24 protein-coding genes, 1 tRNA gene and 1 other RNA gene are annotated in these 25,260 nt (G+C 64.7%); 14 read left to right on the top strand and 12 right to left on the bottom strand.

The window, feature by feature from the left end; genetic code table 11:
* The first annotated feature begins 11 nt into the window (after nt 1-11).
* The 3 genes from IWX62_RS06935 to IWX62_RS06925 all read left to right on the top strand — a co-directional run bounded on the left by IWX62_RS06935 (nt 12) and on the right by IWX62_RS06925 (nt 2,312).
* Nucleotides 12-620 (top strand): methylated-DNA--[protein]-cysteine S-methyltransferase, encoded by a 609-nt coding sequence (locus IWX62_RS06935; RefSeq protein WP_196840635.1) that lies wholly within the window; start codon nt 12-14, stop codon nt 618-620.
* Between the two features lie 98 nt (nt 621-718).
* A complete protein-coding gene (locus tag IWX62_RS06930; protein WP_196840634.1) occupies nt 719-1,639 on the top strand; it encodes a tyrosine recombinase XerC in 921 nt (306 codons plus the stop codon).
* Nucleotides 1,640-1,808: 169 nt separating this feature from the next.
* Entirely contained in the window at nt 1,809-2,312 is a 504-nt protein-coding gene (locus IWX62_RS06925; RefSeq protein WP_196840633.1) for a DUF3145 domain-containing protein, read from the top strand.
* A 95-nt stretch (nt 2,313-2,407) separates the two neighbouring features.
* On the opposite strand, the gene fabF is transcribed toward IWX62_RS06925, so the two are convergent.
* The 6 genes from fabF to aceE all read right to left on the bottom strand — a co-directional run bounded on the left by fabF (nt 2,408) and on the right by aceE (nt 10,313).
* Nucleotides 2,408-3,643 (bottom strand): beta-ketoacyl-ACP synthase II, encoded by a 1,236-nt coding sequence (gene fabF / locus IWX62_RS06920; protein WP_196840632.1) that lies wholly within the window; start codon nt 3,641-3,643, stop codon nt 2,408-2,410.
* A gap of 105 nt (nt 3,644-3,748) precedes the next feature.
* On the bottom strand, nt 3,749-3,994 hold the full coding sequence (locus IWX62_RS06915; protein ID WP_019482900.1) for an acyl carrier protein: 246 nt from the start codon (nt 3,992-3,994) through the stop codon (nt 3,749-3,751).
* 82 nt (nt 3,995-4,076) lie between these two features.
* Nucleotides 4,077-5,129, bottom strand: a complete 1,053-nt coding sequence (locus IWX62_RS06910; protein WP_196840631.1) for a beta-ketoacyl-ACP synthase III — start codon at nt 5,127-5,129, stop codon at nt 4,077-4,079.
* A complete protein-coding gene (locus IWX62_RS06905) occupies nt 5,126-6,091 on the bottom strand; it encodes an ACP S-malonyltransferase (RefSeq protein WP_196840630.1) in 966 nt (321 codons plus the stop codon). Before IWX62_RS06905 ends, IWX62_RS06910 begins: the two co-directional genes overlap by 4 nt.
* Nucleotides 6,092-6,187: 96 nt before the next feature.
* Nucleotides 6,188-7,423, bottom strand: a complete 1,236-nt coding sequence (locus tag IWX62_RS06900) for a PucR family transcriptional regulator (RefSeq protein ID WP_196840629.1) — start codon at nt 7,421-7,423, stop codon at nt 6,188-6,190.
* A gap of 151 nt (nt 7,424-7,574) precedes the next feature.
* Nucleotides 7,575-10,313 carry a pyruvate dehydrogenase (acetyl-transferring), homodimeric type gene (gene aceE, locus IWX62_RS06895; protein WP_196840628.1) on the bottom strand — a complete coding sequence of 913 codons (2,739 nt, stop codon included), beginning with the start codon at nt 10,311-10,313 and terminating at the stop codon, nt 7,575-7,577.
* 402 nt (nt 10,314-10,715) lie between these two features.
* Here aceE and IWX62_RS06890 point away from each other — a divergent pair, with 402 nt between their 5' ends.
* The 5 genes from IWX62_RS06890 (at nt 10,716) to IWX62_RS06870 (ending at nt 13,153) form a co-directional block, all read left to right on the top strand.
* Complete coding sequence (locus IWX62_RS06890) at nt 10,716-11,135, top strand: DUF3052 domain-containing protein (protein WP_196840627.1); 420 nt, start codon at nt 10,716-10,718, stop codon at nt 11,133-11,135.
* 1 nt (nt 11,136) lies between these two features.
* Nucleotides 11,137-11,625 (top strand): peroxiredoxin, encoded by a 489-nt coding sequence (locus IWX62_RS06885; RefSeq protein WP_196840626.1) that lies wholly within the window; start codon nt 11,137-11,139, stop codon nt 11,623-11,625.
* Nucleotides 11,622-12,545 carry an NAD-dependent protein deacetylase gene (locus IWX62_RS06880; RefSeq protein WP_196840625.1) on the top strand — a complete coding sequence of 308 codons (924 nt, stop codon included), beginning with the start codon at nt 11,622-11,624 and terminating at the stop codon, nt 12,543-12,545. The genes IWX62_RS06885 and IWX62_RS06880 overlap by 4 nt, the downstream gene beginning before the upstream one ends.
* Before the next feature lie 94 nt (nt 12,546-12,639).
* Nucleotides 12,640-12,715 (top strand) — tRNA-Val (locus tag IWX62_RS06875).
* Between the two features lie 138 nt (nt 12,716-12,853).
* Nucleotides 12,854-13,153 (top strand): DUF732 domain-containing protein, encoded by a 300-nt coding sequence (locus IWX62_RS06870; protein WP_196840624.1) that lies wholly within the window; start codon nt 12,854-12,856, stop codon nt 13,151-13,153.
* Here IWX62_RS06870 and IWX62_RS06865 read toward each other — a convergent pair whose 3' ends face one another.
* The gene (locus tag IWX62_RS06865) at nt 13,154-15,196 is read right to left on the bottom strand and encodes an acyltransferase family protein (protein WP_196840623.1); all 2,043 of its coding nucleotides are present in this window, start codon (nt 15,194-15,196) and stop codon (nt 13,154-13,156) included.
* 216 nt (nt 15,197-15,412) lie between these two features.
* Between IWX62_RS06865 and gndA the strand changes: the two genes are divergently transcribed.
* Entirely contained in the window at nt 15,413-16,852 is a 1,440-nt protein-coding gene (gndA, locus tag IWX62_RS06860; protein ID WP_196840622.1) for an NADP-dependent phosphogluconate dehydrogenase, read from the top strand.
* A 64-nt stretch (nt 16,853-16,916) separates the two neighbouring features.
* On the opposite strand, the gene epsC is transcribed toward gndA, so the two are convergent.
* The 3 genes from epsC to msrA form a co-directional block, all read right to left on the bottom strand.
* The gene (epsC, locus tag IWX62_RS06855; RefSeq protein ID WP_196840621.1) at nt 16,917-17,504 is read right to left on the bottom strand and encodes a serine O-acetyltransferase EpsC; all 588 of its coding nucleotides are present in this window, start codon (nt 17,502-17,504) and stop codon (nt 16,917-16,919) included.
* 24 nt (nt 17,505-17,528) lie between these two features.
* The gene (gene cysK, locus IWX62_RS06850; RefSeq protein WP_196840620.1) at nt 17,529-18,464 is read right to left on the bottom strand and encodes a cysteine synthase A; all 936 of its coding nucleotides are present in this window, start codon (nt 18,462-18,464) and stop codon (nt 17,529-17,531) included.
* Nucleotides 18,465-18,564: 100 nt separating this feature from the next.
* Nucleotides 18,565-19,089: a peptide-methionine (S)-S-oxide reductase MsrA gene (gene msrA / locus IWX62_RS06845; RefSeq protein WP_196840619.1), complete on the bottom strand. Its 525-nt coding sequence runs from the start codon at nt 19,087-19,089 to the stop codon at nt 18,565-18,567.
* A gap of 111 nt (nt 19,090-19,200) precedes the next feature.
* On the opposite strand from msrA, the gene IWX62_RS06840 reads away from it, so the two are divergent.
* The 3 genes from IWX62_RS06840 (at nt 19,201) to IWX62_RS06830 (ending at nt 22,015) form a co-directional block, all read left to right on the top strand.
* Complete coding sequence (locus IWX62_RS06840; RefSeq protein WP_196840618.1) at nt 19,201-20,172, top strand: Nif3-like dinuclear metal center hexameric protein; 972 nt, start codon at nt 19,201-19,203, stop codon at nt 20,170-20,172.
* 114 nt (nt 20,173-20,286) lie between these two features.
* Complete coding sequence (locus tag IWX62_RS06835) at nt 20,287-21,027, top strand: zinc ribbon domain-containing protein (protein ID WP_196840617.1); 741 nt, start codon at nt 20,287-20,289, stop codon at nt 21,025-21,027.
* Nucleotides 21,028-21,031: 4 nt separating this feature from the next.
* Entirely contained in the window at nt 21,032-22,015 is a 984-nt protein-coding gene (locus IWX62_RS06830) for a reverse transcriptase-like protein (protein WP_196840616.1), read from the top strand.
* Between the two features lie 4 nt (nt 22,016-22,019).
* On the opposite strand, the gene IWX62_RS06825 is transcribed toward IWX62_RS06830, so the two are convergent.
* Nucleotides 22,020-22,784, bottom strand: coding sequence for a YaaA family protein (locus IWX62_RS06825; RefSeq protein WP_196840615.1), 765 nt, complete (start codon nt 22,782-22,784; stop codon nt 22,020-22,022).
* Nucleotides 22,785-22,826: 42 nt separating this feature from the next.
* Between IWX62_RS06825 and rnpB the strand changes: the two genes are divergently transcribed.
* Nucleotides 22,827-23,233, top strand: an RNA gene (rnpB, locus tag IWX62_RS06820) — RNase P RNA component class A.
* A gap of 114 nt (nt 23,234-23,347) precedes the next feature.
* The gene (locus tag IWX62_RS06815) at nt 23,348-24,631 is read left to right on the top strand and encodes an MFS transporter (protein ID WP_196840614.1); all 1,284 of its coding nucleotides are present in this window, start codon (nt 23,348-23,350) and stop codon (nt 24,629-24,631) included.
* A 27-nt stretch (nt 24,632-24,658) separates the two neighbouring features.
* Here IWX62_RS06815 and def read toward each other — a convergent pair whose 3' ends face one another.
* Nucleotides 24,659-25,231, bottom strand: coding sequence for a peptide deformylase (gene def / locus IWX62_RS06810; protein ID WP_196840613.1), 573 nt, complete (start codon nt 25,229-25,231; stop codon nt 24,659-24,661).
* Nucleotides 25,232-25,260 lie beyond the last annotated feature (29 nt).

The following is a 25,260-nucleotide window of genomic DNA, read 5'->3' as shown; positions in this document are numbered from 1 at the left end:
AGGAACCACCCATGAAAACCCATAGGTTCATTGCCAGTCCGATCGGCAGGCTGCTGCTGGTCGTGGAACGGGGTGCCCTGACGGCGGTCTACCACGAGGTCCACGACCCGCCGCCGGTACCAGCGGCCGTCGGAGTTCCCTTCGCCACGCTCTCGGTCGCGCAAAGTGCTGCAGGTACACCAGTGGGACCACCGGTCCTGCCATCTGGGGGTAAGAATCCTGCGGACACTTCAATCACCGCCGCAGGGCTGAAGGCCGACGCGGCGACCTTCGAGCGCGCAACTGAGCAGTTTCGGGCCTACTTTGCGGGCACGCGACGGGCCTTTAGCCTGCCGGTCCACGCCACCGGGACCGACTTCCAGCAGCAGGTCTGGGGAGCTGTTCTGGGCGTCCCCTACGGGGAAACACGCAGCTACAAGGAACTGGCCGCGCAACTGGGAAACCCGTCGATGGGTAGGGCCATTGGTGCTGCTATCCGGGTAAACCCGTTGTCGATCATCATTCCGGGGCACCGCGTGATCAGGTCCACTGGCGGTGTGACCGGGTACTCGGCGGGATCAGACATCAAACGCTTCCTGCTCGACCTGGAGGCGGGTGATGCTGCCCGCCCAGCCGCCTGACCGCCATGCCGGGCCTGGGCTGCCCGCCCAGCCGCCTGATGGACCGTCGTGCGGAGCGCCTCCTTGAGGATGCACACCGGAGGGCCCACAGTAGGAGAATGCAGCAACTGCCCGAACCGTTCGAACCCCTCGTGGAGCGGTACCAGACCTACCTGGGCGCCGAACGCAACCGGTCGGTGCACACGATCCGCGCCTACCTCACTGATATTGGCGGGCTGCTCCGGTTTGCCCATGATGCGGGGATGACCCGCCTGGATGAGCTGACCCTGGCCGACCTCCGGTCCTGGCTGGGGTCGATGGATGCGCAGGGCCAGGCGCGATCAACCATTGCGCGACGTGCTGCGACTGTCAGAAGTTTTCTGGCCTGGGCCGTTCGCGAGGAACTCATCGAGACTAATCCGGCGCTGCGCCTCCGCGCCCCCAAACGGGAGAAGACGCTGCCCGGGGTGCTCTCTGCGAAACAGCTCGAAGGGGTCTTTGGAGCATTACAGGTGGCCGCGGTCGAGGGGGATCCGGTAGCGCTCCGGGACACTGCGATCATCGAGGTGCTGTACGCCACGGGCATCAGGGTGGGGGAGTTGGTGGGCCTCGACGTCGACCACCTCGACATGGACCGCCGCACTCTCCGTGTGCTCGGCAAGGGCAACAAGGAGCGCACAGTTCCCTATGGTGTGCCGGCTGCCCATGCCCTGGATGACTGGCTCCGCCGCGGTCGCCCCAGGGTCGCCGCGGCGGCCAGCGGCTCCGCGTTGTATCTGGGGCTGCGCGGCGGACGGATGGACCAGCGACAGGTCCGGTCAATGGTAGAGAAACTTCTCGCCGGCGTTGAAGGCACTTCCGCCACCGGCCCGCACGCGCTCCGCCACAGTACTGCCACCCACCTCCTGGACGGCGGCGCCGATCTGAGAGCAGTGCAGGAGATCCTCGGACATTCCAGCCTTGCCACCACCCAGATCTACACCCATGTCTCCGTCGACCGGCTCCGCAAAAGCTATGAACAGGCCCACCCACGAGCCTGATCAGTAGGCTTGGTCCCGTTGCGAGTAGCAGCCGCGTAGTGACAGTGGCGCAATGAGGCGATGTAAGGCAGAATGAACCCTAGTCTGCCGTGTCGGCAGACACATCCAGAAGATTTCATTCCCGTTGCAGGTCGTTGGGGAAGACGTACCTACAGCTATGGAGGATGGAATGTCTGGTATCACGGCGCGCGGAGTGTTGTATATTCACTCAACTCCTTCTGCGCTATGCCCACATATCGAGTGGGCGATCGGTTCGGTGATTGATCAGCGAACCGATCTTGAGTGGTCCCCTCAGCCTGCCTCACCGGGTATGTTCAGGGCCGAATTGTCATGGGTCGGCCCCCAGGGTTCCGGATCCCAGCTTGCCTCTGCACTCCGGGGTTGGGCGCACCTGCGCTACGAAGTTACCGAAGAGCAGAGCGCTGGCGCCGACGGCGGCCGCTGGTCGCACACCCCCGATCTGGGCATCTTCCATGCCACTACCGACGTGCACGGCAACATCATGGTCACCGAGGACCGCATTCGCTATGCCTACGAAACCGGTGCCGGCGACCCCGCCGCTGTTTACCATGAGCTGTCTCTCGCCCTCGGCGAGTCCTGGGACGAAGAGCTTGAACCCTTCCGGCACGCTGCCGAAGGCGCACCGGTCAGGTGGCTTCACCAGGTCGGCTAGCTCCAGATCGGTCAAACACCACATCATCCAGACAAACAGAAGGCGCCACCCGCGAGGGGTGGCGCCTTCCGTCGTCAGCGGTCGAACGGGTACGGCTAGACGCTCTTCACCACGATCACGGCGTTGTGTCCACCGAAGCCAAACGAATTGCTGAGCGCAACCAGGTCACCCTGGGGCAGCGTGCGCTCCGTTGTCACGATATCCAGCGGGATTTCTGGATCCTGGTTCTCCAGGTTGATGGTCACGGGCATTTTGCGGTCGTACACAGCGAGGACCGTCATGACAGCCTCCACGGCACCAGACGCTCCCAGCAGGTGGCCGGTCTGTGACTTGGTCGCCGATACTGCGACGTTGTCGATATGCGAGCCGAGCGCCGTCTTCAGAGCGACGTACTCGGGCTTGTCGCCCACCGGGGTGGACGTCGCGTGCGCATTGACATGGGAAATGTCGGATGGCTGAACGCGGGCGTCGAACATGGCCGCTTTCAGGGCGCGGGTGGCGCCCAGCCCGCCGGGATCAGGGGCGGTGATGTGATAAGCGTCAGCGGTGACGGAGGTGCCAGCCAGCTCACCGTAAATCCGGGCGCCGCGGGCCAAGGCGTGCTCTTCCGCCTCGATCAGGAGTGCTCCAGCACCCTCACCCATGACGAAACCGTCTCGCCCGGTGTCGTAGGGCCGGGATGCGTGCTCGGGATCATCGTTGCGCCGGGACAGCGCGTGCATCGAGGCGAATGCGGCGATCGGCATGGGGTGGATGGCTGCTTCGGCGCCGCCACACATCACGACGTCGGCCTTGCCGGAGCGGATCAGCTCCAGTCCCTGGTGCAGCGCTTCGGTGCCTGACGCACAGGCCGACACGGGGGTGTGGGCTCCGGCGCGGGCGCCCAGATCGAGGCTGACCGCTGCGGCCGGACCGTTGGGCATCAGCATCGGTACCGTCATGGGCAGCACCCGTCGGGGGCCCTTGGCGCGGAGCGTGTCCCACGCATCCAGCAGCGTCCAGACGCCGCCGATACCGGTAGCAAACGCGACAGCAAAACGGTCATGATCGATTTCTTCGAGGCCTGAATCCCGCCACGCTTCGCGGGCTGCAATGACCGCGAACTGGGTGGAGGGGTCCATCCGCTTGGCTTCGACGCGTGAGAGGACATCGAGGGCAGGGACGGTGATCTGCGCGGCGAAGGTTACGGGCAGCTCGTACTCCTGAACCCAGTCGGCTTCGATGGTTCGGGCACCGGAGACACCTTTCAAGGCGTTCTTCCACATGGTGGGAACGTCTCCGCCAATGGGCGTCGTCGCGCCGAGTCCGGTGATGACTACTTTGCGTGCCATGGTTCACTCTCTAAAACGTGGGGGTGTAGCTGTGGAACGTGCTGGTGGGCGTCTCCCGGTCCACCAGCACCGGCTGGTGCTGGTGGACCCGAAGCCAGGAAGTGATTAGGCCTGCGCGCCGGAGATGAAGTTGACGGCGTCGCCGACGGTCTTCAGGTTCTTGACCTCTTCGTCGGGGATCCGGACGCCGAACTTTTCCTCGGCGTTGACCACAATGGTCATCATCGAGATGGAGTCGATGTCCAGGTCATCGGTGAAGGACTTGTCCATTTCGACCGACTCTGGTGCAAGACCAGTTTCCTCGTTGACGATTTCGGCCAGTCCGGCCAGGATTTCTTCGTTGCTAGCCATGGATGGCTCCTTTTCTTGTCTAGCCGGATCACAGATCCGACATGGATAATCAAACCGCGGTTGACGGTTTGGCTTGGGGAAACTAGGGAAGTACTACCACCTGTGCGCCGAACACCAGCCCGGCACCAAAACCGATCTGCAAGGCCAGGCCCCCACTGAGGGTGGGGTGTTCCTGCAGCAGACGGTGCATGGCCAGCGGAATGGAAGCGGCGGAGGTGTTTCCAGCGTCAACGATATCGCGGGCCACCTCAACATGCTCGGGAAGCTTCAGCTGTTTGACCATCTCGTCGATGATCCGGATGTTGGCCTGGTGGGGGACAAACGCCACCAGATCGTGGGCGGTAATCCCCGCCGCGTCAAGGGCCTGTTGGGCAACCTTGGCCATTTCCCAGACCGCCCAGCGGAAGACCGTCTGGCCGTCCTGGCGCATGGTGGGCCAGGTGGCCTTCGGCGCGTCGTCAAGGGACCCGCCCACCGCGGCGACCGAAGCCAGCTCGGCGTCGCGGATGTCGAGCAGTGAGTGGGACATCCTGATGGCCTGGTGCTTGCTGCCATCCGAGCCCCACACCGACGGGCCGATACCGGGGCTGTCGGCCGGTCCGATGATCACGGCCCCGGCGCCGTCCCCGAGGAGGAAGGAGATGGTGCGGTCCGCGTTGTCGATGAAGTCTGAAAGCTTTTCGACGCCGACCACCAGGACGTACTCCGCGGTTCCGGCGTGCACCATCGCGTCGGCCTGGGCGATGCCGTAGCAGTAACCGGCGCAGGCAGCGGAAATGTCGTAGGCGGGCGCCGGCGTGGCTCCGAGCCGGTCGGTGAGCTGCGCTGCAGCTGACGGCGTGGCATAGGGGTGGGTGACAGTGGAAACCAGGACCGCGCCGAGCTGCGACGCCTCAATTCCCGCGTGCTGCAGGGCGGCCCGCGCTGCGGCTTCCGCCATGTCGATCACGCTGGTATCCCGATCGGCGCGATGCCGGGTGACAATGCCGGTGCGCTGGCGGATCCACTCATCGGAGGAGTCGATCCACTGACAGACATCCTCATTGGTGACAATGACATCCGGACGGAAGATGCCGATGCCGTGGATGCGGGTGTGCTCGCGCAGTGGAGCTTGCTTCAAAGCCGGGACGTTCACTGGTGCCCTTCTGCGATGGGGGAGTTGACTGGATCGGGTGTGCGTGAGTGTTCGGTGATGAACGACACCGCAGCATCGAGATCCTCAGGCGATTTTACGGCCAAAGTTGGTGTGCCGCGCATTCCTCGCTTCATCAGACCGGTGAGAGTTCCTGCCGGGGACAGTTCGACGACGCCGGTGACTCCCATCTGCTCCATCTGGGCCATGCAGAGATCCCACCGCACCGGCCGGGAAACCTGGGCGATGAGGCTGTCGAGGTTGCCGTCCCCGGTCACCACTGGTGAGCCGTCGAAGTTCGACAGTAGGGTTGCGACGGGATCCAGTGGGGTCAGGGTGGGTCGCAGTTCCTGAAGCGCGGCGGCCGCGGGGCTCATGTGGTGGGTGTGGAAAGCGCCGGCTACCTTCAGGGGAATGACCCTGGCTTTGGCTGGCGGGTCGGCGGTGAGTGCTGCCAGCTGCTCGAGGGTGCCCGCCGCCACCACCTGACCGCCACCGTTGCTATTCGCCGCCGTCAGCCCGTGCCGTGACAGGACAGCAGCGACGTCGTCGGGATCGCCACCCAGGATTGCACTCATCCCGGTGGGGACCACCGCCCCGGCCTCAGCCATGGCGGTGGCGCGCACCCGGACAAAGGACACAGCGTCCTGTTCGGACAAGGCCCCAGCGATGGCCGAAGCCGTCAGCTCTCCCACCGAGTGCCCGGCGACAACTGTGGCAGCGTTCATCGGACGCTGGGCGAGGAGCACACGGGCGGTCACCAGCCCGGCGGCGACGATGAGAGGCTGCGCGACGGCGGTGTCCTTGATCGTCTCCTCATCCGACGTGGTGCCGTGCTGGATCAGATCCAGACCCGCCTGGGCGCTGAGGGACTCGAGATGTTCACTGACGCCCGGGAGTTCCAACCAGGGGCTCAGGAAACCGGGTGTTTGGGACCCCTGACCGGGGCAGACGATTGCAAGCACTTATCAAGCTTTCCAAACTGGGAGTGGATTGTTGGGTATCCCGGCGCACGAAGCTCCGGGGGACGCTTTGTAGGAAGTCTACAACGAGCCGGTGGGTTACGGACGAGTAACAGGACGCTCGGGCGCCGTCGAGGGCGGCTGACTCAACCGCCCCACCACCAGTGCTGTCTGGAGCACAAACGCCTCGCGGGGGAGCAGGGGATCCCAGCCGGTGATGTCGCAGACCCGTCGGAGACGGTACCGAACAGTGTTGGCGTGGACGAACAACGCGCGGGACGTGGCTTCGAGTGAGTGCCCCAGATTGAGGTAGGCGGACAGGGTTTCCTCCAGACCGTTCGATGCGCCGACCAGCGGACGGTAGATGTTCCGGATCAGCGCCTTCCGGGCCGTGTCGTCGCCGGAAATGACCCGTTCAGGCCACAGATCGTCAGCCGCGACCGGGCGTGGCGCGGCAGGCCACGCCCGGGCCGCGGTGAGACCGGCAAACGCTGCCTGCGCGGATCCGCTCGCTGCCACCAGTGACTCGGATTCGGGTCCATAAACCACCGGTCCCGGCCCGAAGAGGTCACTGAGCCGGCTATAGGTGGCGTCGGTGTTGTCCACCCCGCCGAGCACCAGGATGAGGCGGTCGCCCTGGATGCCCACCAGCGTGTCTTCGGCGATCCGGTCAGTGGTGCGGCGCAACTCGTTGAGGAACATCGCATTGGGTTCCGGCGGCGAACTGCCCACCATCACGGTGATCCGGGCCTGCGACTTCCAGCCCACCGCCGCGATCCTGGAGCGCAGGGCGTCGGAACTCTCCCCACGGAGGATGGCGTCGACCACCAGCGCCTCCAGGCGGGTGTCCCACGAGCCGCGGGTTTCGGCGGCCCGGGCGTACACATCGGCGGCAGCAAAGGCCACCTCCCGGGAATAGCGCAGCACCGCCTCACGCAGTGCGCCCTGGTCGGCGTCCGCGGCGAGGTCGGGTACCCGGTCCTCCACCACCTGAACCACCACCCGGATCAGTTGCAGGGCTTTGTGCAGGCTGATGGAACGGGTGAGTTCGGTGGGCGCCGTACCGAAGACGTCGCTGAGCACCCAGGCGGGTGACACCGGGCGCTGATACCAATTCACAAAGGACGCGATGCCCTTCTGCGCCACCAGCCCCAGCGCGGACCGCTCATCGGGGCGCAGGCCCCGGTACCAGGGCAGGGAAGCGTCGAGTTGCTGCAGGGTGGCCGTGGACAGGGCGCCGATCTTCGACTTCAACCGCACCAGGGTGTCAGGATCGGCCACCGGGATCTGGGTCCTGCGGGAACTGGGTGGAAACGGGCGTTCGGACACAGGCATTTCACGAGCATACGTCCGAAGCGGTGTCATAACCCATTTTGTGTGGAGGCTACAAAACCAGGGGCCCCGACAAAGAAACTGCCCCGACGCTCAGGATGGACGGTTGCAACCATCCATCCTGAACCCCAGGGCAGTTTCTACGGGCAAACTTCTAGCTGTCGCCGCCGGTGTTCCCGGTGGTGCCAGCGTTCACGTCGAGCAGCTTGTACTTGTCGATCGCCTCGGCCGGCGCTCCGGCGTCGACCTCGCCGCGGCGTGCCAGCATCTCGAGCGCGCGCACCACCACGGAGTGGCTGTCGATCTTGAAGAACCGGCGTGCCGCGGCCCTGGTGTCCGAGAAGCCGAAGCCGTCAGCTCCCAGCGTGGCGAACTCGTTGGGCAGGAACTGGCGGACCTGGTCCGGGACGGCCTTCATATAGTCGGTGACAGCGACGATGGGGCCGGTAGCGCCTTCGAGCTGCTGGGTGATGAACGGTACCCGAGCCTCGGCGGACGGGTTGAGGAAGGCGTCTTCCTCGGCTGCCAGTCCGTCGCGGCGCAGCTCGGTCCATGAGGTGACCGACCAGACATCAGCCGATACGCCCCAGTCCTCGGCGAGGATCCGCTGGGCGTCGAGAGCCCAGGGAACCGACACGCCGGAGGCCAGCAACTGGGTTCGTGGGCCGTCGATCTTGGCCGGGGACACCAGATAAATGCCCTTGAGAATGCCCTCGACGTCGAGCTCTTCCGGTTCCTTCGGCTGCAGGATGGGCTCGTTGTAGACGGTGATGTAGTACATGAGATTCCGGTCTTCCGAACCCTCGCCGTACATCCGGTTCAGCCCGTCCCGCATGATGTGGCCAATTTCGTAGCCATACGCCGGGTCATAGGTGACCACTGCCGGGTTGGTGGAGGCCAGGAGCGGCGAGTGGCCGTCCGCGTGCTGGAGTCCCTCACCGGTCAGCGTGGTCCGGCCCGCGGTGGCACCGATGATAAATCCGCGGGTCATCTGGTCGGCGGCCGCCCAGTAGGAGTCGCCGGTGCGCTGGAAGCCGAACATCGAATAGAACACGTAGACCGGGATCAACGGTTCGCCGTGCGTGGCGTAGGCGGTCCCCGCAGCGGTGAACGCGGCAACCGATCCGGCTTCGTTGATACCTGCGTGCAGGATCTGGCCCTCGACGGACTCCTTGTAGGCCAGGACCAGGTCCCGGTCCACCGACAGGTAGTTCTGACCGTTCGGGTTGTAGATCTTCGCCGTCGGGAAGAACGAGTCCATGCCGAAGGTGCGGGCCTCGTCGGGGATGATCGGGACAATCCGCTTTCCGAATTCCTTGTCCCGCATCAGGTCCTTCAACAGCCTGACGAACGCCATGGTGGTGGCGGCCTGCTGTTTTCCGGAGCCGCGCTTGGCTACCTCGTAGGCCTTGTCGCCCGGAAGGGTGATCGCGGTGTGCTCTTTGCGGCGCTCCGGGACAAACCCGCCAAGCGCCTTGCGGCGTTCGAGCAGGTACTTGATCTCCGGGGCGTCAGCGCCGGGGTGGTAATACGGCGCGTTGTAGAGATCGTCGTCGATCTGCTCGTCGGTGACAGGGATGCGAAGGTGATCCCTGAACGCCTTCAGATCCTCCGAGGTGAGCTTCTTCATCTGGTGGGTCGCGTTGCGTCCCTCGAAGTGTGGCCCCAGGCCGTAACCCTTGACGGTCTTCGCCAGAATGACGGTTGGCTTGCCCTTGAATTCGGTGGCTGCCTTGTAGGCAGCGAAGACCTTGCGGTAGTCGTGTCCACCCCGCTTGAGCTTCCAGACCTTGTCGTCGCTGTAATCAGCGACCATTTCCTTGGTCTGGGGGGTCTTTCCGAAGAAGTGCTCGCGGACGAATCCGCCGGACTCGGCCTTGTAGGTCTGGTAATCGCCGTCGGGGGTCGAGTTCATGATCCCTACCAGCGACCCGTCCTCGTCCTTTTCCAACAGTTCGTCCCACTCGCGGCCCCACACCACCTTGATGACGTTCCAGCCGGCGCCCCGGAAGAAGGCTTCCAGCTCCTGCATGATCTTCCCGTTGCCGCGGACCGGTCCGTCGAGGCGCTGCAGGTTGCAGTTGATGACGAAGTTCAGGTTGTCGAGGCGCTCGTTGGCTGCGAGCTGTAGCAGACCGCGTGATTCGGGCTCGTCCATCTCGCCGTCGCCAAGGAAGGCCCACACCTGCTGGTCGGAGGTGTCCTTGATCCCACGGTTGTGGAGGTACCGGTTGGACTGGGCCTGGTAAATCGCGTTCATGGGACCGATGCCCATGGAGACGGTGGGGAATTCCCAGAACTCCGGCATCAGGCGCGGGTGGGGGTAGGAGGAGAGGGCGTGGCCCTCTTTTGACTTCTCCTGGCGGAATCCGTTGAGGTCCTCCTCGGTCAGGCGACCCTCCAGATAGGCGCGGGCATACATGCCGGGGGAGGCGTGGCCCTGGAAGAACACCTGGTCCCCACCGCCGGGGTGGTCCTTGCCGCGGAAGAAGTGGTTGAAGCCGACCTCATACAGGGTGGCGGCGCCCGCGTAGGTGGAAATGTGGCCACCGACCCCAATCTCGGGGCGCTGGGCGCGGTGCACCATCACAGCGGCGTTCCAGCGCATCCAGGCGCGGAACTTCCGCTCAATCTCCTCATCGCCGGGGAAATCGGGTTCCTGGTCCGCCGGGATGGTGTTCACGTAGTCGGTGGTGGTCACCATCGGTACGCCGACGCTGCGCGCACCAGCGCGCTGCAGCAGTGAGCGCATGATGAACTGGGCCCGTTCGGTGCCCTGGACCCGGATCAATTCGTCAAGCGATTCAATCCACTCTGCTGTTTCCTCCGGATCACCGTCCGTGCCGCCGGTCAAACTGCTTAGAATTTCCGGTCCACCCTGCTCTACAGCCACGCCAAACCTCTCCCGCGCCGCAGATGATGTCTGCGGTGCTTAAAACTCCCGCAACGAAGCAGTACTTCGAAGCCTGTCTGGAGCCACAATCCAAGATCGCCGGATCGTGACGGATCACCTTGTTACTCTAGCCGCGACGTGCCGGGGATGCGTAGCCGAGACTGCGTACCGGTGCGCATTCTGCTCTCGGCACAGGTCAGAGCCTCCGTCATGAAGGTGTGAGGCCCGGCATCGGCCGGGCTGCGGCAGCTATAAGGTGTAGCTAGGCACCCCGCAGGATTCGATCTAAATCCACGCTGGCTTGATGCATGGCGTTAAAGGGTGTTGGCTGGTAATAATGCATATCAACGTAACGAGTGGACCCGCCTCCTGGGTGGCCCACAGTCTTTCGGGAGGACAACAGTGAGCGAGGCCGAAGCCGCCACAGCGGATACCGTGGCGGGCAAGTTGGGTTTCAAGAACGGGGACCTGCTGCAGGAACTCGGGTACGACGAGGATGTGGACTTCGATTTCCGCGCCACCCTCGAAGATGAAACCGGGTCGGAATTGCTCACCGAAGATGACCAGGACGTGGTTGACGGTGTACTCCTCTGGTGGCGCAGCGACGACGGCGACCTGGTCGATGCCCTGGTCGACGCCCTGATCTGCCTCGACGAAGGTGGCACCGTGTGGGTCCTGACCCCCAAATCGGGACGCGACGGCTATGTAGCTCCGTCACTCATTCAGGAAGCCGCTCCCACCGCCGGTCTGCACGCGACGTCGTCGGCCGGTGTGTCCAAGGACTGGGCTGCCACCCGATTGGTCAGCCGACGGAAAAGCTAGCGTGACCGGGCTCCCGACGATCGGCGAGCCAGCGCCGGACTTCGAACTGGCCAACCAGTTCGGTGAGCCGGTTCGCCTCAGTGACCTGCGCGGCTCCTCCGTTGCCCTGGTGTTTTACCCCTTCGCCTTTTCGGGGGTGTGCACCGGTGAGCTCTGCGAGCTGCGGGATAATCTGGCGCTGTTCGACGACGACGGCGTGCGCCTCCTCGCCGTATCGGTCGACTCCAAGTACACTCTCCGCGCCTATGCCCAGGACCAGGGGTTCACCTTCGACCTGCTCGCCGACTTCTGGCCGCATGGCGACGTCGCCGCCCGGTACGGCGCCTTCGACACCACCCGCGGCTACGCGGAACGGGCCACCTACCTCATCGACGCCGAGGGAATCATCGCGGCAATCTTCCGGACCCCGCTAGGGGAACCCCGCCACCTGGACGATTACCGGGTCGCGCTGGCTGCCCTCCGGGCACCAGCCCAGCGCCCTGGATCATGAGTCACGCAGCAGACTCTCAAGCATCACCCGGCCTCGGGCTGACCGGTTTCGCCAGTGGTGATCCGGCCGTAGGCGGAACCCTCACCGCGGAGGAGCTTCAGCAGCTCGGGGAGGTAGTCACGCTCCTCAGCGGGCACCGTCTCGCGGTCCTCACCGGTGCTGGCCTGAGCACCGATTCCGGAATCCCCGACTATCGTGGCCCGCAATCCGTCCCCCGCAGCCCGATGACTTATCAGCAGTTCGTCGGAGACGAGGCGCTGCGACGTCGCTACTGGGCCCGGAACCATGTGGGCTGGCACCATCTCCGCCACGCCGATCCGAATCCTGGGCATCAGGCCCTGGCCGTCCTCGAGGCCCGGGGGCTGCTCTCTGGCCTCATCACACAGAACGTTGACCGGCTGCATTCGGCCGCCGGGCACCTCGACGTGATCGACCTGCACGGGACCTATGACCGTGTGGTATGCCTGCAGTGCCACCGGCACTATGGCAGGTCCGATATTGCTGTGCTCCTGGAGCAGCTCAACCCCGGGTACCTCGAACGGGAGTCCGATGCCGGGGATGTGGCGCCCGACGCCGACGCCGACGTCGATGACACCGGAGACTTCGTGATGGCCCCCTGCCCCACCTGCGGGGGGATGCTGAAGCCGGACTTCGTGTACTTCGGGGAGAACGTTCCCAAGGATCGGGTCGCCGAGGCCTACCAGGTGGTCGACTCAGGGGATGCGCTGCTCGTCGCTGGGTCATCGCTTACGGTGATGAGCGGGCTGCGTTTCGTCCGGCATGCAGCGAAGGCCGGCAAACCGGTGGTCATCATCAACCGGGGGTCGACCCGCGGCGATGATCTGGCGACCATGCTGGTTGATCTGGGAGTCTCGGAAGCCCTTACCTTCCTGGCTGAAACGCTGCCCGATCTCCGGTAGGCGCAGGGCGCTCCCCGATTGGCATTCGATCTGGAATGCCAGTAGAGTAATTCTTCGTTGGTTGGCCGGTCCCAGGACTGCCGATCACATGTTTGGGTCTTTAGCTCAGCTGGTAGAGCGCCACGTTTACACCGTGGATGTCATCGGTTCGATCCCGGTAGGACCCACCACCGAAACCCCGCCTTTCCAAGCCATAGTGCTTCATAAGGCGGGGTTTTTCAGTTTTAGGGCAGGCGGAGGGGCAGGGCAGTCCAATAATCAAGAGCAAGGTATCGCACCGTGCCGCAGGAGCTGCGCTGGTGTGCCTGATGGTGGGATTGGTGGGGTGCTCGACGGCCGACGGGGGACCGGGCACCGCCGAATCCAAGGCAGTCTCCCAGCAGCGATTCCTGTCTGAGCTGCGCGACGCCGCACCGGACTCGGTGTACTCGAAGGATGAACAACTCATCGCCACGGGTGAGCGGGTCTGCGAAGAGCTGGCCGCAGGGTCCGACCTGGAGGAGCTGGGCGCACGCGATCCGGCGGAGAACCTGACCGACGAAACCGTCGAACGTATCAGGATCACCCAGGCCCTGGCGTCAGAGCACCTGTGCCCGGACGCCGCCTAATTACTTGAGCTGGTCCAGTTCATCGCCCAGCGGACCTGCCAGGGCCAGGCTGAAGTCAGTCGTGATGTGGTGCTCATCCCGGTACACCAGCAGGTCTCCGATGATGGACGGGCAGGTCTCGGTACACAAATAGCCGTTGAGGTCCACAAACGACGCATTGGGGTACCCTGCGGCTGCCCGCTCCTCGGCGGCAACAATCTCCTCGTCGATGCTCTCAGCCTTCGGAATGTCGCAGGTGGCAACGCTTTCGATGTTTTGCGACAGACAGGCGAGCGGTGAGGCCGCGTGGCGGGGTGTGTTCGCTATTACCACTGTGTGAGACGACGCAGGCAGGGACGCCAATGTTGATGACAATCCGGCGTCCCACTGGGCCAATAGCGGATCAGTTGTGTTTGTCGGATCGACTTCTGCGTAGTTGGATATGAGGACCAGCTCTGGATCCAGCTCGTTAATGTAATCCAGCGCGTTTTGCCGCCACTCTTCGCATTCGGAGTATGGAGCCTGCTCGTGAAGTATTCCGATGTCAACCGACGGGCAGCTGGACTTCGTCAGGTTGTGCAGCCGGTAAGAATTGCCGGCTGCATAGGCCTCTGCCGCTGGAAACCATTGGGCCGCGTGGGAGTCGCCGAAGAGCACCATGTCTCGGTTTGCGTCTCCGTCTCCGAAAAGACAGTCTTTCCGGACATCTGTATCCGGGAAGTCCGCGTGACACCCGGTGGCATAAGTTTCGGGGATGCTGTCGGGTGCCTCGCGCAATGAGGGTCGAAGGTTGGCGGGGACAAAGGAGGAACCGGCTGGCCCATCCAGCAGTGGTTGTGAGGTTGCATCCCTGTCAGTAGCCAGGGGGACCTCTCCCTGAAGCGCCATGATGACTGTTGCAACTCCGACAAAACCCACCGAGGTCAGCGCCGCAATGAGGATAACCCTGCGGGCCCGTACGGGAGCCGCTGCGGACGGATGACGGAAGCGATTCTCGACGTGCCTGTACAACAGGACGGCGAGCGGGACGCTCAGCACCCCCAGCGCGAGCGTGACGGGCAGCGGCAGCGGGTTCTCATAGCCGACCGCTGCCTGCGGGATGATCAGCAACGGCCAATGCACCAGATAGATGGAATAGGACCAGGCACCCACCTTCTGCATCGGTGCCCGGCTCAGCAACAGGCCGGCGCCAGCGCCCGGATGGGTGCTGCCACAGATGATCACCAAGGCGGTGGACAGCACCGGAAGCAATGCGGCCCAGCCGGGGAACACCGTCGTCGCGTTCAGGGCCACCAGGCTGACCCCAATGCCCGCCAGGCCCGCCCACGTGCCAATGGCCGAGGAGCGGGCGTTGAGGGTGACCATGCCGGCATGGAGAGCGAAGGCCGCCAAGGCTCCGACGCCCAACTCCCACGCACGGGTGGGCAGGAGGAAGAAGGCCGCCGGCTGCGAGGTGCTGGTCAGGATGACGCAGAGGATGAAGGACACGATGACAAGGGCCAGTACCACCCAGAACAGGCGCTTGATGGACCGTCTGACCAGCAGGAAAACCAGCAGCAGGAGCAGCGGCCAAAAAAGGTAGAACTGCTCCTCGATCCCCAGCGACCAGTAGTGCTGGAAGGGTGAGGGGGCCGTTTCCGCGAGGTAATCGGACCCCTGCACGGCGAACAGCACATTGGGGACGTACAGGGCGGTGGCGATGGCATCCTGCAGCGCCCCCGGCCGGGTGAAGGGCGCCAGGAACAGCAGCGATGCCACGGTGGTCAGTGCCAGTACGGCGAAGGACGCCGGGATGATCCGCCTGATCCGCTTGGCGTAAAACTCCCCAAAGGGAATCCGGCCGCCGGCCTTGAGCATCGAAATCAGCTGGCCGGTGATCAGGAATCCGGAGATGACAAAGAAAATGTCCACGCCGACGTAACCGCCAGGGACCGCACCGAGCCCCGCGTGATAGAGGACCACCGCACCCACCGCTACGGCCCGCAAACCTTGAATATCAGACCGGAACGGGGCCGACTGTCGGGCAGCTGGTCGCGAACTGACAAGTCCTTCATGGTTAGCCATCTGCGCCTAATCTATCAATTCGGCAACGATGTATCGATTCTTAGGTCCCGCAGCGGCAGGCTCACGACGGCGACTCGCCTTCATGATCCGACGCCGTCTGGCCAGTGGCCCACCAGCGGTAATAGGGTGAAAGGACTACTTCGTGGCGCGGAGCTGCCTGGCTGGCCGCGCATCGGCCCCCGTGGTTGGGGGCATAACCCCAGTATTGGAGACTTCATGAGTGCACAGATCGGTGTCACAGGCCTAGCGGTCATGGGCGCAAACCTGGCCCGAAACCTCGCCCGCAACGGGTACACCGTCGCGCTCCACAACCGTTCAGTGGAGAAGACCGACGTCCTGCTGGAGAAGCATGGACACGAAGGCGACTTCATCCGCACGGAGACCCTCCAGGAACTGGTCGACTCCCTGGAGACTCCGCGCCGGGTGCTGATCATGGTCAAGGCCGGTGCGCCGGTTGACTCGGTCATCAGCCAGCTCGAGCCGCTGCTGGAAAAAGGCGACATCATTATCGACGCCGGCAACTCACACTACGAGGACACCCGCCGCCGGGAGGCCGCCCTCGCACAAAAAGACCTGCACTTTGTGGGCGTCGGCGTGTCCGGCGGTGAAGAGGGAGCACTGCTGGGTCCCTCGATCATGCCCGGCGGCTCCCGCGAGTCCTACGATTCGCTCGGCCCCATGCTCGAGAAGATCTCCGCCAAGTACGACGGCGAGCCCTGCTGCCGCTGGATCGGCACCGACGGCGCCGGCCACTTCGTCAAAATGGTGCACAACGGCATCGAGTACGCCGACATGCAGGTCATCGGTGAGGCCTATGACCTGCTCCGGTCCGGCGCCGGCATCGAGCCGGCCGAGCAAGCCAGGATCTTCACCGAGTGGAACACCGGCACCCTGTCCTCCTTCCTGATCGAAATCACCGCCGAGGTCCTCGCCCACACGGACGCGGCCACGGGTAAGCCCTTTGTCGACGTCGTCGTCGACTCCGCCGGACAGAAGGGGACCGGTCGCTGGACTGTTGTCTCGGCGCTGGAGCTGGGCAGCCCGACGTCGGGCATCGCCGAATCGGTATTCGCCCGCGGACTGTCTTCCCAGCGGGACCAGCGCGCCGAGGCGCAGGACATCCTCGCCGGCCACGAGGGAACCGTCGATCTCCCCGAGTCCTTCGTCGAGGACGTGCGCCTGGCGCTGTATGCCTCGAAGCTCGTCAGCTACGCCCAGGGCATCGACATGCTCACCGCAGCCGCCAGGGAGTACGGCTGGGAGCTCAAGCTCGACGAGATCGCGTCGCTGTGGCGCGCCGGCTGCATCATCCGCGCCGAACTGCTGGACGACATCATGAAGGCCTACGCCGAAGCGGACAGCCACCCGCTCAACCTGCTGCTCGCGCCGGCCTTCGCCGAGTCGATCGCCGGCGCGGTTCCAGCCTGGCGACGGGTTGTCTCCACAGCGGTGCAGCTGGGGATCCCGGTACCGGTGTTCTCGGCGTCGTTGGCCTACTACGACGGACTGCGCCGTCGCCGGCTGCCCGCAGCCCTCACCCAGGGCTTGCGGGACCTGTTCGGTGCTCACACCTACCACCGCGTGGACAGGGATGGCACCTTCCACACCCTGTGGGGCGAGGACAAGTCGGAGATCGAGGCAGTGGACACCCACTAGTCCCGTTAAACGACTGATGGCCCGGGCAGAATTGCCCGGGCCATCACTCGTTTAACCGGAAAATCTAGATGTAAAGCGCCGGATCGATGTACTCGGCCGGATCCACGGCGGGCAGGGTTTCCCGCGCTGAATCACGGTGCCGGAAGGTCGCCGGTATACCCGTCGCTATCGAATCCGGTGGCGTGTCCTTCACGACGACGGCGTTCGCGCCGATCGCGCTCCCGGCACCGATGGTGATGGGACCCAACACTTTCGCCCCGGCACCGATGGTGACCCGGTCGCCGATCGTCGGATGCCGTTTGACCTTCTCCAGCGAGCGTCCACCCAGCGTGACGCCCTGATAGAGCATCACGTCGTCGCCGATTTCCGCTGTACCGCCGATCACCACGCCCATGCCATGGTCGATGAAGAACCGCCGGCCGATGGTTGCGCCGGGATGGATCTCAATCCCGGTGGCGGCGCGCGCCAGCTGGGCCAGGAGCCGCGCCGGGAACCGAAGGCCCGGCCGTGCCCACATCTGGTGGGTCAACCGGTGCACCCAGATGGCGTGCAGACCGGAATAGACCAGCCCATTCTCGAAGGAACCACGGGCGGCCGGATCATGCTCCCGCGCCGTCTGAAGGTCCTCGTGCAGTCGCGCTAGAAAACTCACAAACCACTTTCCGTTGGGAGGGGGTTAGCCCCGAATATCGTCGAACAGGACAGTCGAGATGTATCGCTCTCCGAAGTCGCAGACTATCGCCACAATGAGCTTACCCGCGTTCTCGGGCCGTTTGGCGAGCTCCAGGGCCGCCCAGACAATGGCGCCGGAGGAAATACCACCCAGGATCCCCTCCTGCGTTCCGAGTGCACGGGCCACGCGCACCGAATCCTCAACCGAGGCGTCGATGACCTCGTCGTAGGCGTTCCGGTCAAGGATCTCGGGGATGAAGTTGGCGCCCAGACCCTGGATCTTGTGCGGACCGGGCGCGCCGCCGTTGAGGATCGGTGAATCGGCTGGTTCCACGGCGACGATCTGCACGCCGGGCTTGCGTTCCTTGAGGACCTGCCCGACGCCGGTGATGGTTCCACCGGTCCCCACGCCTGCCACAAAAATGTCGACGGCGCCATCGGTGTCCTCCCAGACCTCTTCGGCGGTGGTGGCACGGTGAATGGCCGGGTTCGCCTCATTGGCGAACTGCTGCGCCCAGATGGCGTTCTCGGTGGTGGCGACAATGTCCTTCGCCTTCTCCACGGCGCCGCGCATCCCCTCGGACCCTGGAGTCAGCACAATCTCGGCGCCGTAGGCACGCAGCATGACGCGGCGTTCAGTGGACATAGTCTCCGGCATGGTCAGGAGCACGCGGTAGCCGCGTGCGGCGCCCACCATGGCAAGAGAGATCCCCGTGTTGCCGGAGGTGCCCTCCACGATGGTGCCGCCGGGCTTGAGCGCTCCCGCTTTCTCTGCGGCGTCGATGATCGCGACACCGATCCGGTCCTTGACACTGTTCGCCGGGTTATAGAACTCCAGTTTCACGGCAACCTGGGCGTCGAGGCCCTCGGTCAGGCGGTTGAGCCGCACCAGCGGGGTGCGGCCCACAAGCTGGGTGACGTCGTCGTAAATCTTTGCCATTGGTACCTGCCTAGGTTAGAAGTCGGGGATTGCTCGCCGGGTGCTCCGGTACACGCTGGGATTCAGCCTAGCGGCGCGGGTGGACACGCGGGTGGGAACGTTACTCGACCAGCCATTGCGCGTAATACTTCCGCGCCTTGGCGAGCTTCGGGTTGATGATCACCTGGCAGTACCCCTGCTCGGGGTGCTTGGCGTAGAAATTGTTGTGCCATTCCTCGGCCGGATGGAAGCGGGGCAGCCGGGTCACCTCGGTGACGATCGGCTTGGACCAGCTCTCCTGGTTCCGCTCCACCGCGCGCTCGAACAGTTCCTTCTGCTCGGTGTCCTGGTAGAACATCGAGGACCGGTACTGGGTCCCGACGTCGTACCCTTGACGGTTCAGCGTGGTCGGGTCGTGCGAGACGAAGAACATGTCGAGGATCACTTCCGGCGGGATGATCGACTCGTCGAACGTCACGGCCACCACCTCGGCGTGACCGGTGGTGCCGGTGCAGATCGCCTCGTAGTCGGGGTCCGGTGTGTGTCCGCCGGTATAGCCGGAGATGACGTCGGTGACGCCGCGGGTTTTTTGGTAGAGGGCATCGAGGCACCAGAAGCAGCCTCCGCCGAGCACGAATGTCATCATGCCTATAACAATGCGTTGCCTCTCCAGAAGATTCCCATCCCTTGAATCCCGTCGCCTGGTGTCGGGAGGAAGAATTGGTCGACGGCGGCCGTAAGGGGTACAACTGGTGCTATGGAACCGGACCATCAGACTACTGAGCACCCCGCCGAACCGACCCATGCTGACCGGCAGGCTGACCCCGCCGGGCAGAGCGAGTCCGCCGGGCAGATCGGGTCCACTGGGCAGGTCGGCGCCGGACCGACAACGCCCACGGTGGGCGACGCCATGGTGGCCATCGAGGAGCTGTGGCCGGAGGCTCTCGCCGAAAGCTGGGACGCCGTAGGGCTGGTGGTGGGCCGGCCGGACAGCAGTGCAGCGAAGATTCTGTTTGCCGTGGATCCCACCCACGAGGTCATCAGCGAAGCACTCGACTGGGGAGCTGACCTGGTGATTGTCCATCACCCGTTGATGATGAAACCGGTCCATTCGGTGGCGGCGAGCCACTTCAAGGGCGACGCTGTGCATCGTCTGATCGAAGGTGGCTGTGCCCTCGCCACCGTGCACACGAACGGTGATAGCGCCGTCGGCGGTGTCTCCGACGTCCTGGCCGACGCGTTTGGACTACAGGATGTCGAACCGCTGTCGAAGGCCGCCGACGGGCTGCCCGAGGAAGGTATCGGGCGGGTGGGTAACCTTGGCGAAGCGACAACCCTCGGCGATTTCGCCGCCGTCGTATTCTCGATCCTGCCCGCGGTAGCGGGCGGCGTGCGGGTTGCCGGGGACCGCGATGGGCTGGTCCGCAGGGTCGCCGTCTGCGGCGGCGCCGGCGACAGCCTCCTGGGCCAGGTGCGGGACAGCCGGGCGGATGTCTACGTGACGGCCGACCTGCGCCATCACCCGGTGTCGGAGGCACGCGAAGGGGCGCACAACGGCAGGCCGTACCTGATTGACGTGTCCCACTTCGGCAGCGAATGGCTGTGGCTGACACCCGCCGCCTCTGCCCTGGAGAATGTGCTGGCGGACCAGGGTTTCACCGCTGACATTCGGGTGAGCAGCGTCAACTCCGACCCCTGGGATTTCGTCCTCACCGCCGGCCTGGACTAAACCCGGCGGCCTCGGGCGCCAGCGATTCGGGGACGTCCGGCCAACGGTGACCGCAGCCGACGCCGTGCAATAGGCTAGATGGACGGCTCATCGGCAACCGCGGAGGTAAATACTGTGGCAAAAGCACCACCGGCAGAACAGCTCCGGCTGTTGGAACTACAGGCCCTCGACTCGCGGTTGAACCAGCTGCAACGCCAGGCGGCCACGGCGCGGGCCAACCCCGCCCTCGCTGAGCTATCTTCCCAACTCGAAGGCACCGACAGCGAACTCGTGGGCACCGCCACGGTCCTCAGCGACCTGGAGCGTGAACTGACCCGTTCCGAGGACGATGTTCAGTCAGTGGTCAACCGCCTGGAACGGGACCAGAAGCGACTCGACAGTGGCACCGGCAGCCCCAAGGATCTCACCGCCCTGCAGAGCGAGGTCGCGTCACTCACCAAACGGCGCTCCGACCTTGAGGACATTGAACTCGACATCATGGAACGGGTCGAAACGGCCCGCGAGGCCAAGCAGGCCGCCCAGCACCGCAAAGAGGACGCGCAGGAACGGCTCACCGCTATCGAAGCCACCCGCGACGCCGAGCTCGCCACCATCGATGCTGAGGCCAGTTCGGTCAGGGCGCAGCGCGGCGACCTTGCCGCAACGTTCGACGCCGGACTGCTGGCTCTCTACGAAAAGACCCTGGCCCGTCGCGGTGTTGGTGCGGCCCGGCTTTTCCACGGCACGTCCGAGGGATCGGGGATGCAGCTGAGCCCGGGCGACCTCGCCGACCTCCGCAAGGCGGCCGACGACGACATCGTGTTCTGCCCTGACTCGGGTGCCATCCTGGTGCGTTCCGCCGAGTGGGGCAACTGAACCGGTGCCTGCTGAACGAACCCTTTTTGACCACACCGACGAAACACCCACCACAACCTCAAGTCCGCGTTTCCTGATCGTTGAGGCCGACGGTGGATCGAGGGGCAACCCCGGCCACGCAGGCTACGGCGCGCTGGTGCGTGACCCCGAGACGGGGTCCATCCTGGTGGAAAAGGCCTCCTACATTGGGAAGGCTTCCAACAATGTGGCCGAGTATTCCGGCCTGGTCGCCGGCCTGGAACTCGCGAACGAACTGGATCCCACCTGCCGCATCCTGGTCAAGATGGACTCCAAACTGGTGGTGGAGCAGATGGAGGGCCGCTGGAAGATCAAGCATGCAGACATGCGGGCTCTCGCCACCAAGGCGCGCGCCGTCCTGGACCCCAAACGGGTGAAGTATCAGTGGATCCCCAGGGAACTCAACAAGGACGCTGACCGCCTCTCCAACGAGGCAATGGATGCCGGCATGGCGGGTATTCCCTGGGTGCCCCGCACCACACCGCGGCAGGCTGCCGGCGCGTCTGACGCCGCGGCCGACGCAGCGGATGACGGTCCTGAACGGGTCAAACAGCCGACGGGCCGGTTGCACCATGTGGAGCTGTGGGTCAGGGACCTGGCGGAGGCCTCCGAGTCCCTGGGCTGGCTGTTGCTGCAACTCGGCTTTACGGAGAAGGACTCCTGGGCAGACGGCGTCAGCTTCGCCGGTGCCGACGGCTTGTTCGTGGTGATTGAGTCCGGCCCGGATGTCGCCGATGAACCCCACCAGCGTCGTCGTCCCGGCCTGAACCATCTGGCCTTCCAGGCCGGGGCTCCGGCAGAGGTGGATTTGCTGGCGCGCCGCGCCACCAGCCACGGGTGGACCAAGATGTTCGCCGCTGACTATCCGCACGCGGGTGGCCCGGATAGTTATGCGGCGTACCTGGAGAACGCTGCCGGTTTTGAAGTTGAACTCGTTGCTGACTGGGACGGGCCTCCCGCAGCCGGATAAGTGGCTAGCCCTGCAGAATGATGCTGAGCTGGGCAGGCTTCCGCGACGTCGCCGGAGTGAGCTCGGCCGGCCACCGCTCACGCGCCGCTGCAAGGAGCTGAACGGGAGTGCCGGGCTGTTTGCCCCGCCGGGTGAGCAGGTGCCGCGCCAGGAGTCCCCGGGTGTGCTTCGCCGAATGCGACACCACCGTGCGCTTCCCGTCGCGTTCCTGCAGCACATTCACCGCGATTGTCCGCTCCGGCGCCCCGGCCCACGCAGACGCGTAGGTGCTGGAGCGGCAGTCGACCACCAGGGCGTCACCGGACCTGACACCGAGCGGTCCGCTCAACCGTTGCTTCCAGAACGAGGAGAGCGTCCCCGTGCCGGGTAGCGACACCGACATGGACAGGCGGTACGCAGGAATAGGATCGGCGAAGCCGAGCGCGCCCCAGAGCGCGGAGATCACCACCACCGATTCCTGGGCCTTCCGACGCTGCACCGGGGTCAGTGTTGAGTAGCCCAGCGCGTCATACAGCACCCCGGAATAGATCCTGAAGGCGGGCGCCGCTGGTTGATCGCCGAGCGTCGCGTTCCGCAGCAACTCAGCGCCGAGCGAATCACCCACGCCCAGAATGCTGTGGGCATCCGGGGCGGTGCTGGTCACCGCCAGGGCTGTCATGACCGTCTGCCGGGCAGCAGTGAGTTCAGGGAACTGGAGGGCCTCAAGATCGACTGCCGGGCCTTTCACGGCAGGCGATTTACCTTCGGACGGAGGCAGCAGAATTAGCACCGCACCACTTTACCCAATCACCCCGGTAGAATCGATCGCGGATGGGTTGACCAGGCGGTCGCGTTGAACCGATCGAAGTGTTCGTGCACGGACATCGGTTCGCCGAGGAACGTCCGGGCTCCGCAGAGCAGGGTGGTGGGTAACGCCCACTCGGGGTAACCCGCAGGAAAGTGCCACAGAAAACAGACCGCTGGGTCGCTGAGAAATATGCGGCGCAGTAAGGGTGAAAAGGTGGTGTAAGAGACCACCAGCGCGCCGGGTGACCGGCGCGGCTCGGTAAACCCCACCCGGAGCAAGGCCAGACAGGGCGCGTTTGAAGGCTGCTCGCCTGAGTGTCCGGGTAGGCCGCTGGAGGGCGTCGGTAACGGCGTTCGTAGATGGATGGCCGCCACTTCTCCGCCGGCGACGGCAGGGAAAAACAGAACCCGGCGTATCGGTCAACCCATCCCTCGAATCCTGAGATTATCAGGGCGGCACAGCCGCCGGTCAAGACCCCAAAATGAACTTTCAACGGAATCCTGCATCTGGCCGTTCTGCCGGGTCGGCTCGGCTACGCTGTCTCAATGACCGACACCGTGGCGCCGCAGAAGTCGCTGTTGGTACGCAATCCAAACTTCCGCGCCTTGTGGCTTTCAGGCACCGTCGGAGTCTTGGGAACAGCCGTCACGGCCATCGCGTTACCCGTCATTGCCGTCGTCGAACTGCAGGCCAGCGACTTCGCAGTCGCAGCTCTCGCGGGAATGACCTTCCTGCCGTGGCTGCTGCTGGGTTTGCCCGTGGGTGTCTGGGTGGACCGCTGGCCCCGGAAACCGGTCATCATCTGGTCCCTCGTCGGCCGGATCATCGTCCTTGCCACGATCCCCGTGGCGTTCTGGCTGGGCATGATGTCGGTGGCCCAGTTGTTCGTCGTCTCCTTCCTGGTGGGCCTCTCCGCGGTCTTTTTCACCCTGGCCGACCAGGCCCTGATTCCGCAGGCCGTCTCGAAGGATGAGCTGGTCGAAGGTAACGGCCTGATGACTGCGTCCTCGGCGTCGGCCGATGCGGCCGGCCGCGGCATCGCTGGGTGGCTCACCGTGGTGATTGGTGCCTCGAATTCCCTGCTGGTGCAGATCGCGACGTCGTTGGCCTCGCTGTTTGCTATTTCGTCCCTGAAACTCAAAGAAGCGGAGCCACACCAGGGGGAGCGGCGCATCTTCAGGGAGATGAAGGATGGGATGCGCTACACGTTCAGTACCGGCCCGCTACGCGCGATCCTGTTCAACGCTGCGCTGTGGAACCTGGGCGGCAGCATGGTCGCGTCGCTGCTGGTGCTCCTGGTCCTTCGCACTCTGAACGAGTCCGAGATCTGGCTGGGCGTCCTGATGGCCGCTGCGTCGATCGGGGGAGCGCTGGGCGGTATCACCGTCAAACGCGCGACAGACCGGTTCGGGTCTGGACCGGTCTGGCGGTACGCGATGGTTCCGGGAGTGCTGGGCTACGCGTCCCTGCTGGTCATGACGCCGGGGTACGGGATGCTCTGGGGTGTCCTGGGCATGTTCGTGATGGGCGTGTGTATCGCCTGGAACATTGTTGTCGGATCGGCCTTCAGGCAGCGGGTCTGCCCGCCGACCATGATGGGCAGGCTAGGCGCGGCCTCCCGGATGGTCAGCTGGGGGATGCTCGGGGTGGCAAGTATTCTCGGCGGGATCCTCGCGGAGCTGGTGGGTATCCGCTTCGCCGTGCTGATTGGCGTCGTGCTGACGGTGGGAGCGCCGCTGGTGGCCGTTTTCGGGCCGTTGCGGCACGTTGAGCGGCTCGAAGACCTTGAGCCCGAGCAGGAGCCGGACGCAGTCACCAAGAAGACCTAGCCGGTCCAGGGGAGGACCGGTGCGGGCCTAGTGGCCGAACGGGTCCGGATCCACTCCTGGCATCCAGGTCAGGCCGGGGACGCCCCACGCGTTGCTTTTGATCGCCTTGCGGGCCGCGCGCGAGTACGGTTCGACGAGCCGGTCGACGTACAGTTTGCCCTCCAGGTGGTCGTACTCGTGCTGCATGCAGCGGGCAAACCAGCCCGTGGCCACAAACTCGAGCGGTTCGCCGAAGCCGTCAAACCCGGACACCTTGACCCACTCGGCGCGCTTCAGGGGGAACGACTCGCCCGGCACCGACAGGCAGCCCTCAGATTCTTCCTCCGGGTCGGGCTCCGCGCCGGAAATCTTCGTGGTCACCAGCGACGGGTTGACCAACACCCCGCGTGGCGGCACGTCGTCGTCGTTCACCATCCCGTACACGAAAATCCGCTGACCGACGCCGATCTGCGGCGCGGCCAGGCCCACGCCGTTGGCCTCATCCATGGTCTCGAACATGTCGGCGATGAGCGTGCGCAGCTGCTCGTCGAATTCGGTAACGACGGCGGCGCGGCGGTGCAGCACAGGCTCACCGGTGATGGTGACTGGGTGAACGGTCATTGTCGCTTTCCTGGAAGGGGTGGGAAAAG

Origin of the sequence: Arthrobacter sp. CAN_A1, from assembly GCF_015751665.1 — a bacterium.
Lineage (GTDB): Bacteria > Actinomycetota > Actinomycetes > Actinomycetales > Micrococcaceae > Arthrobacter_D.
This window is presented reverse-complemented; position numbering and strand designations above follow the sequence as displayed.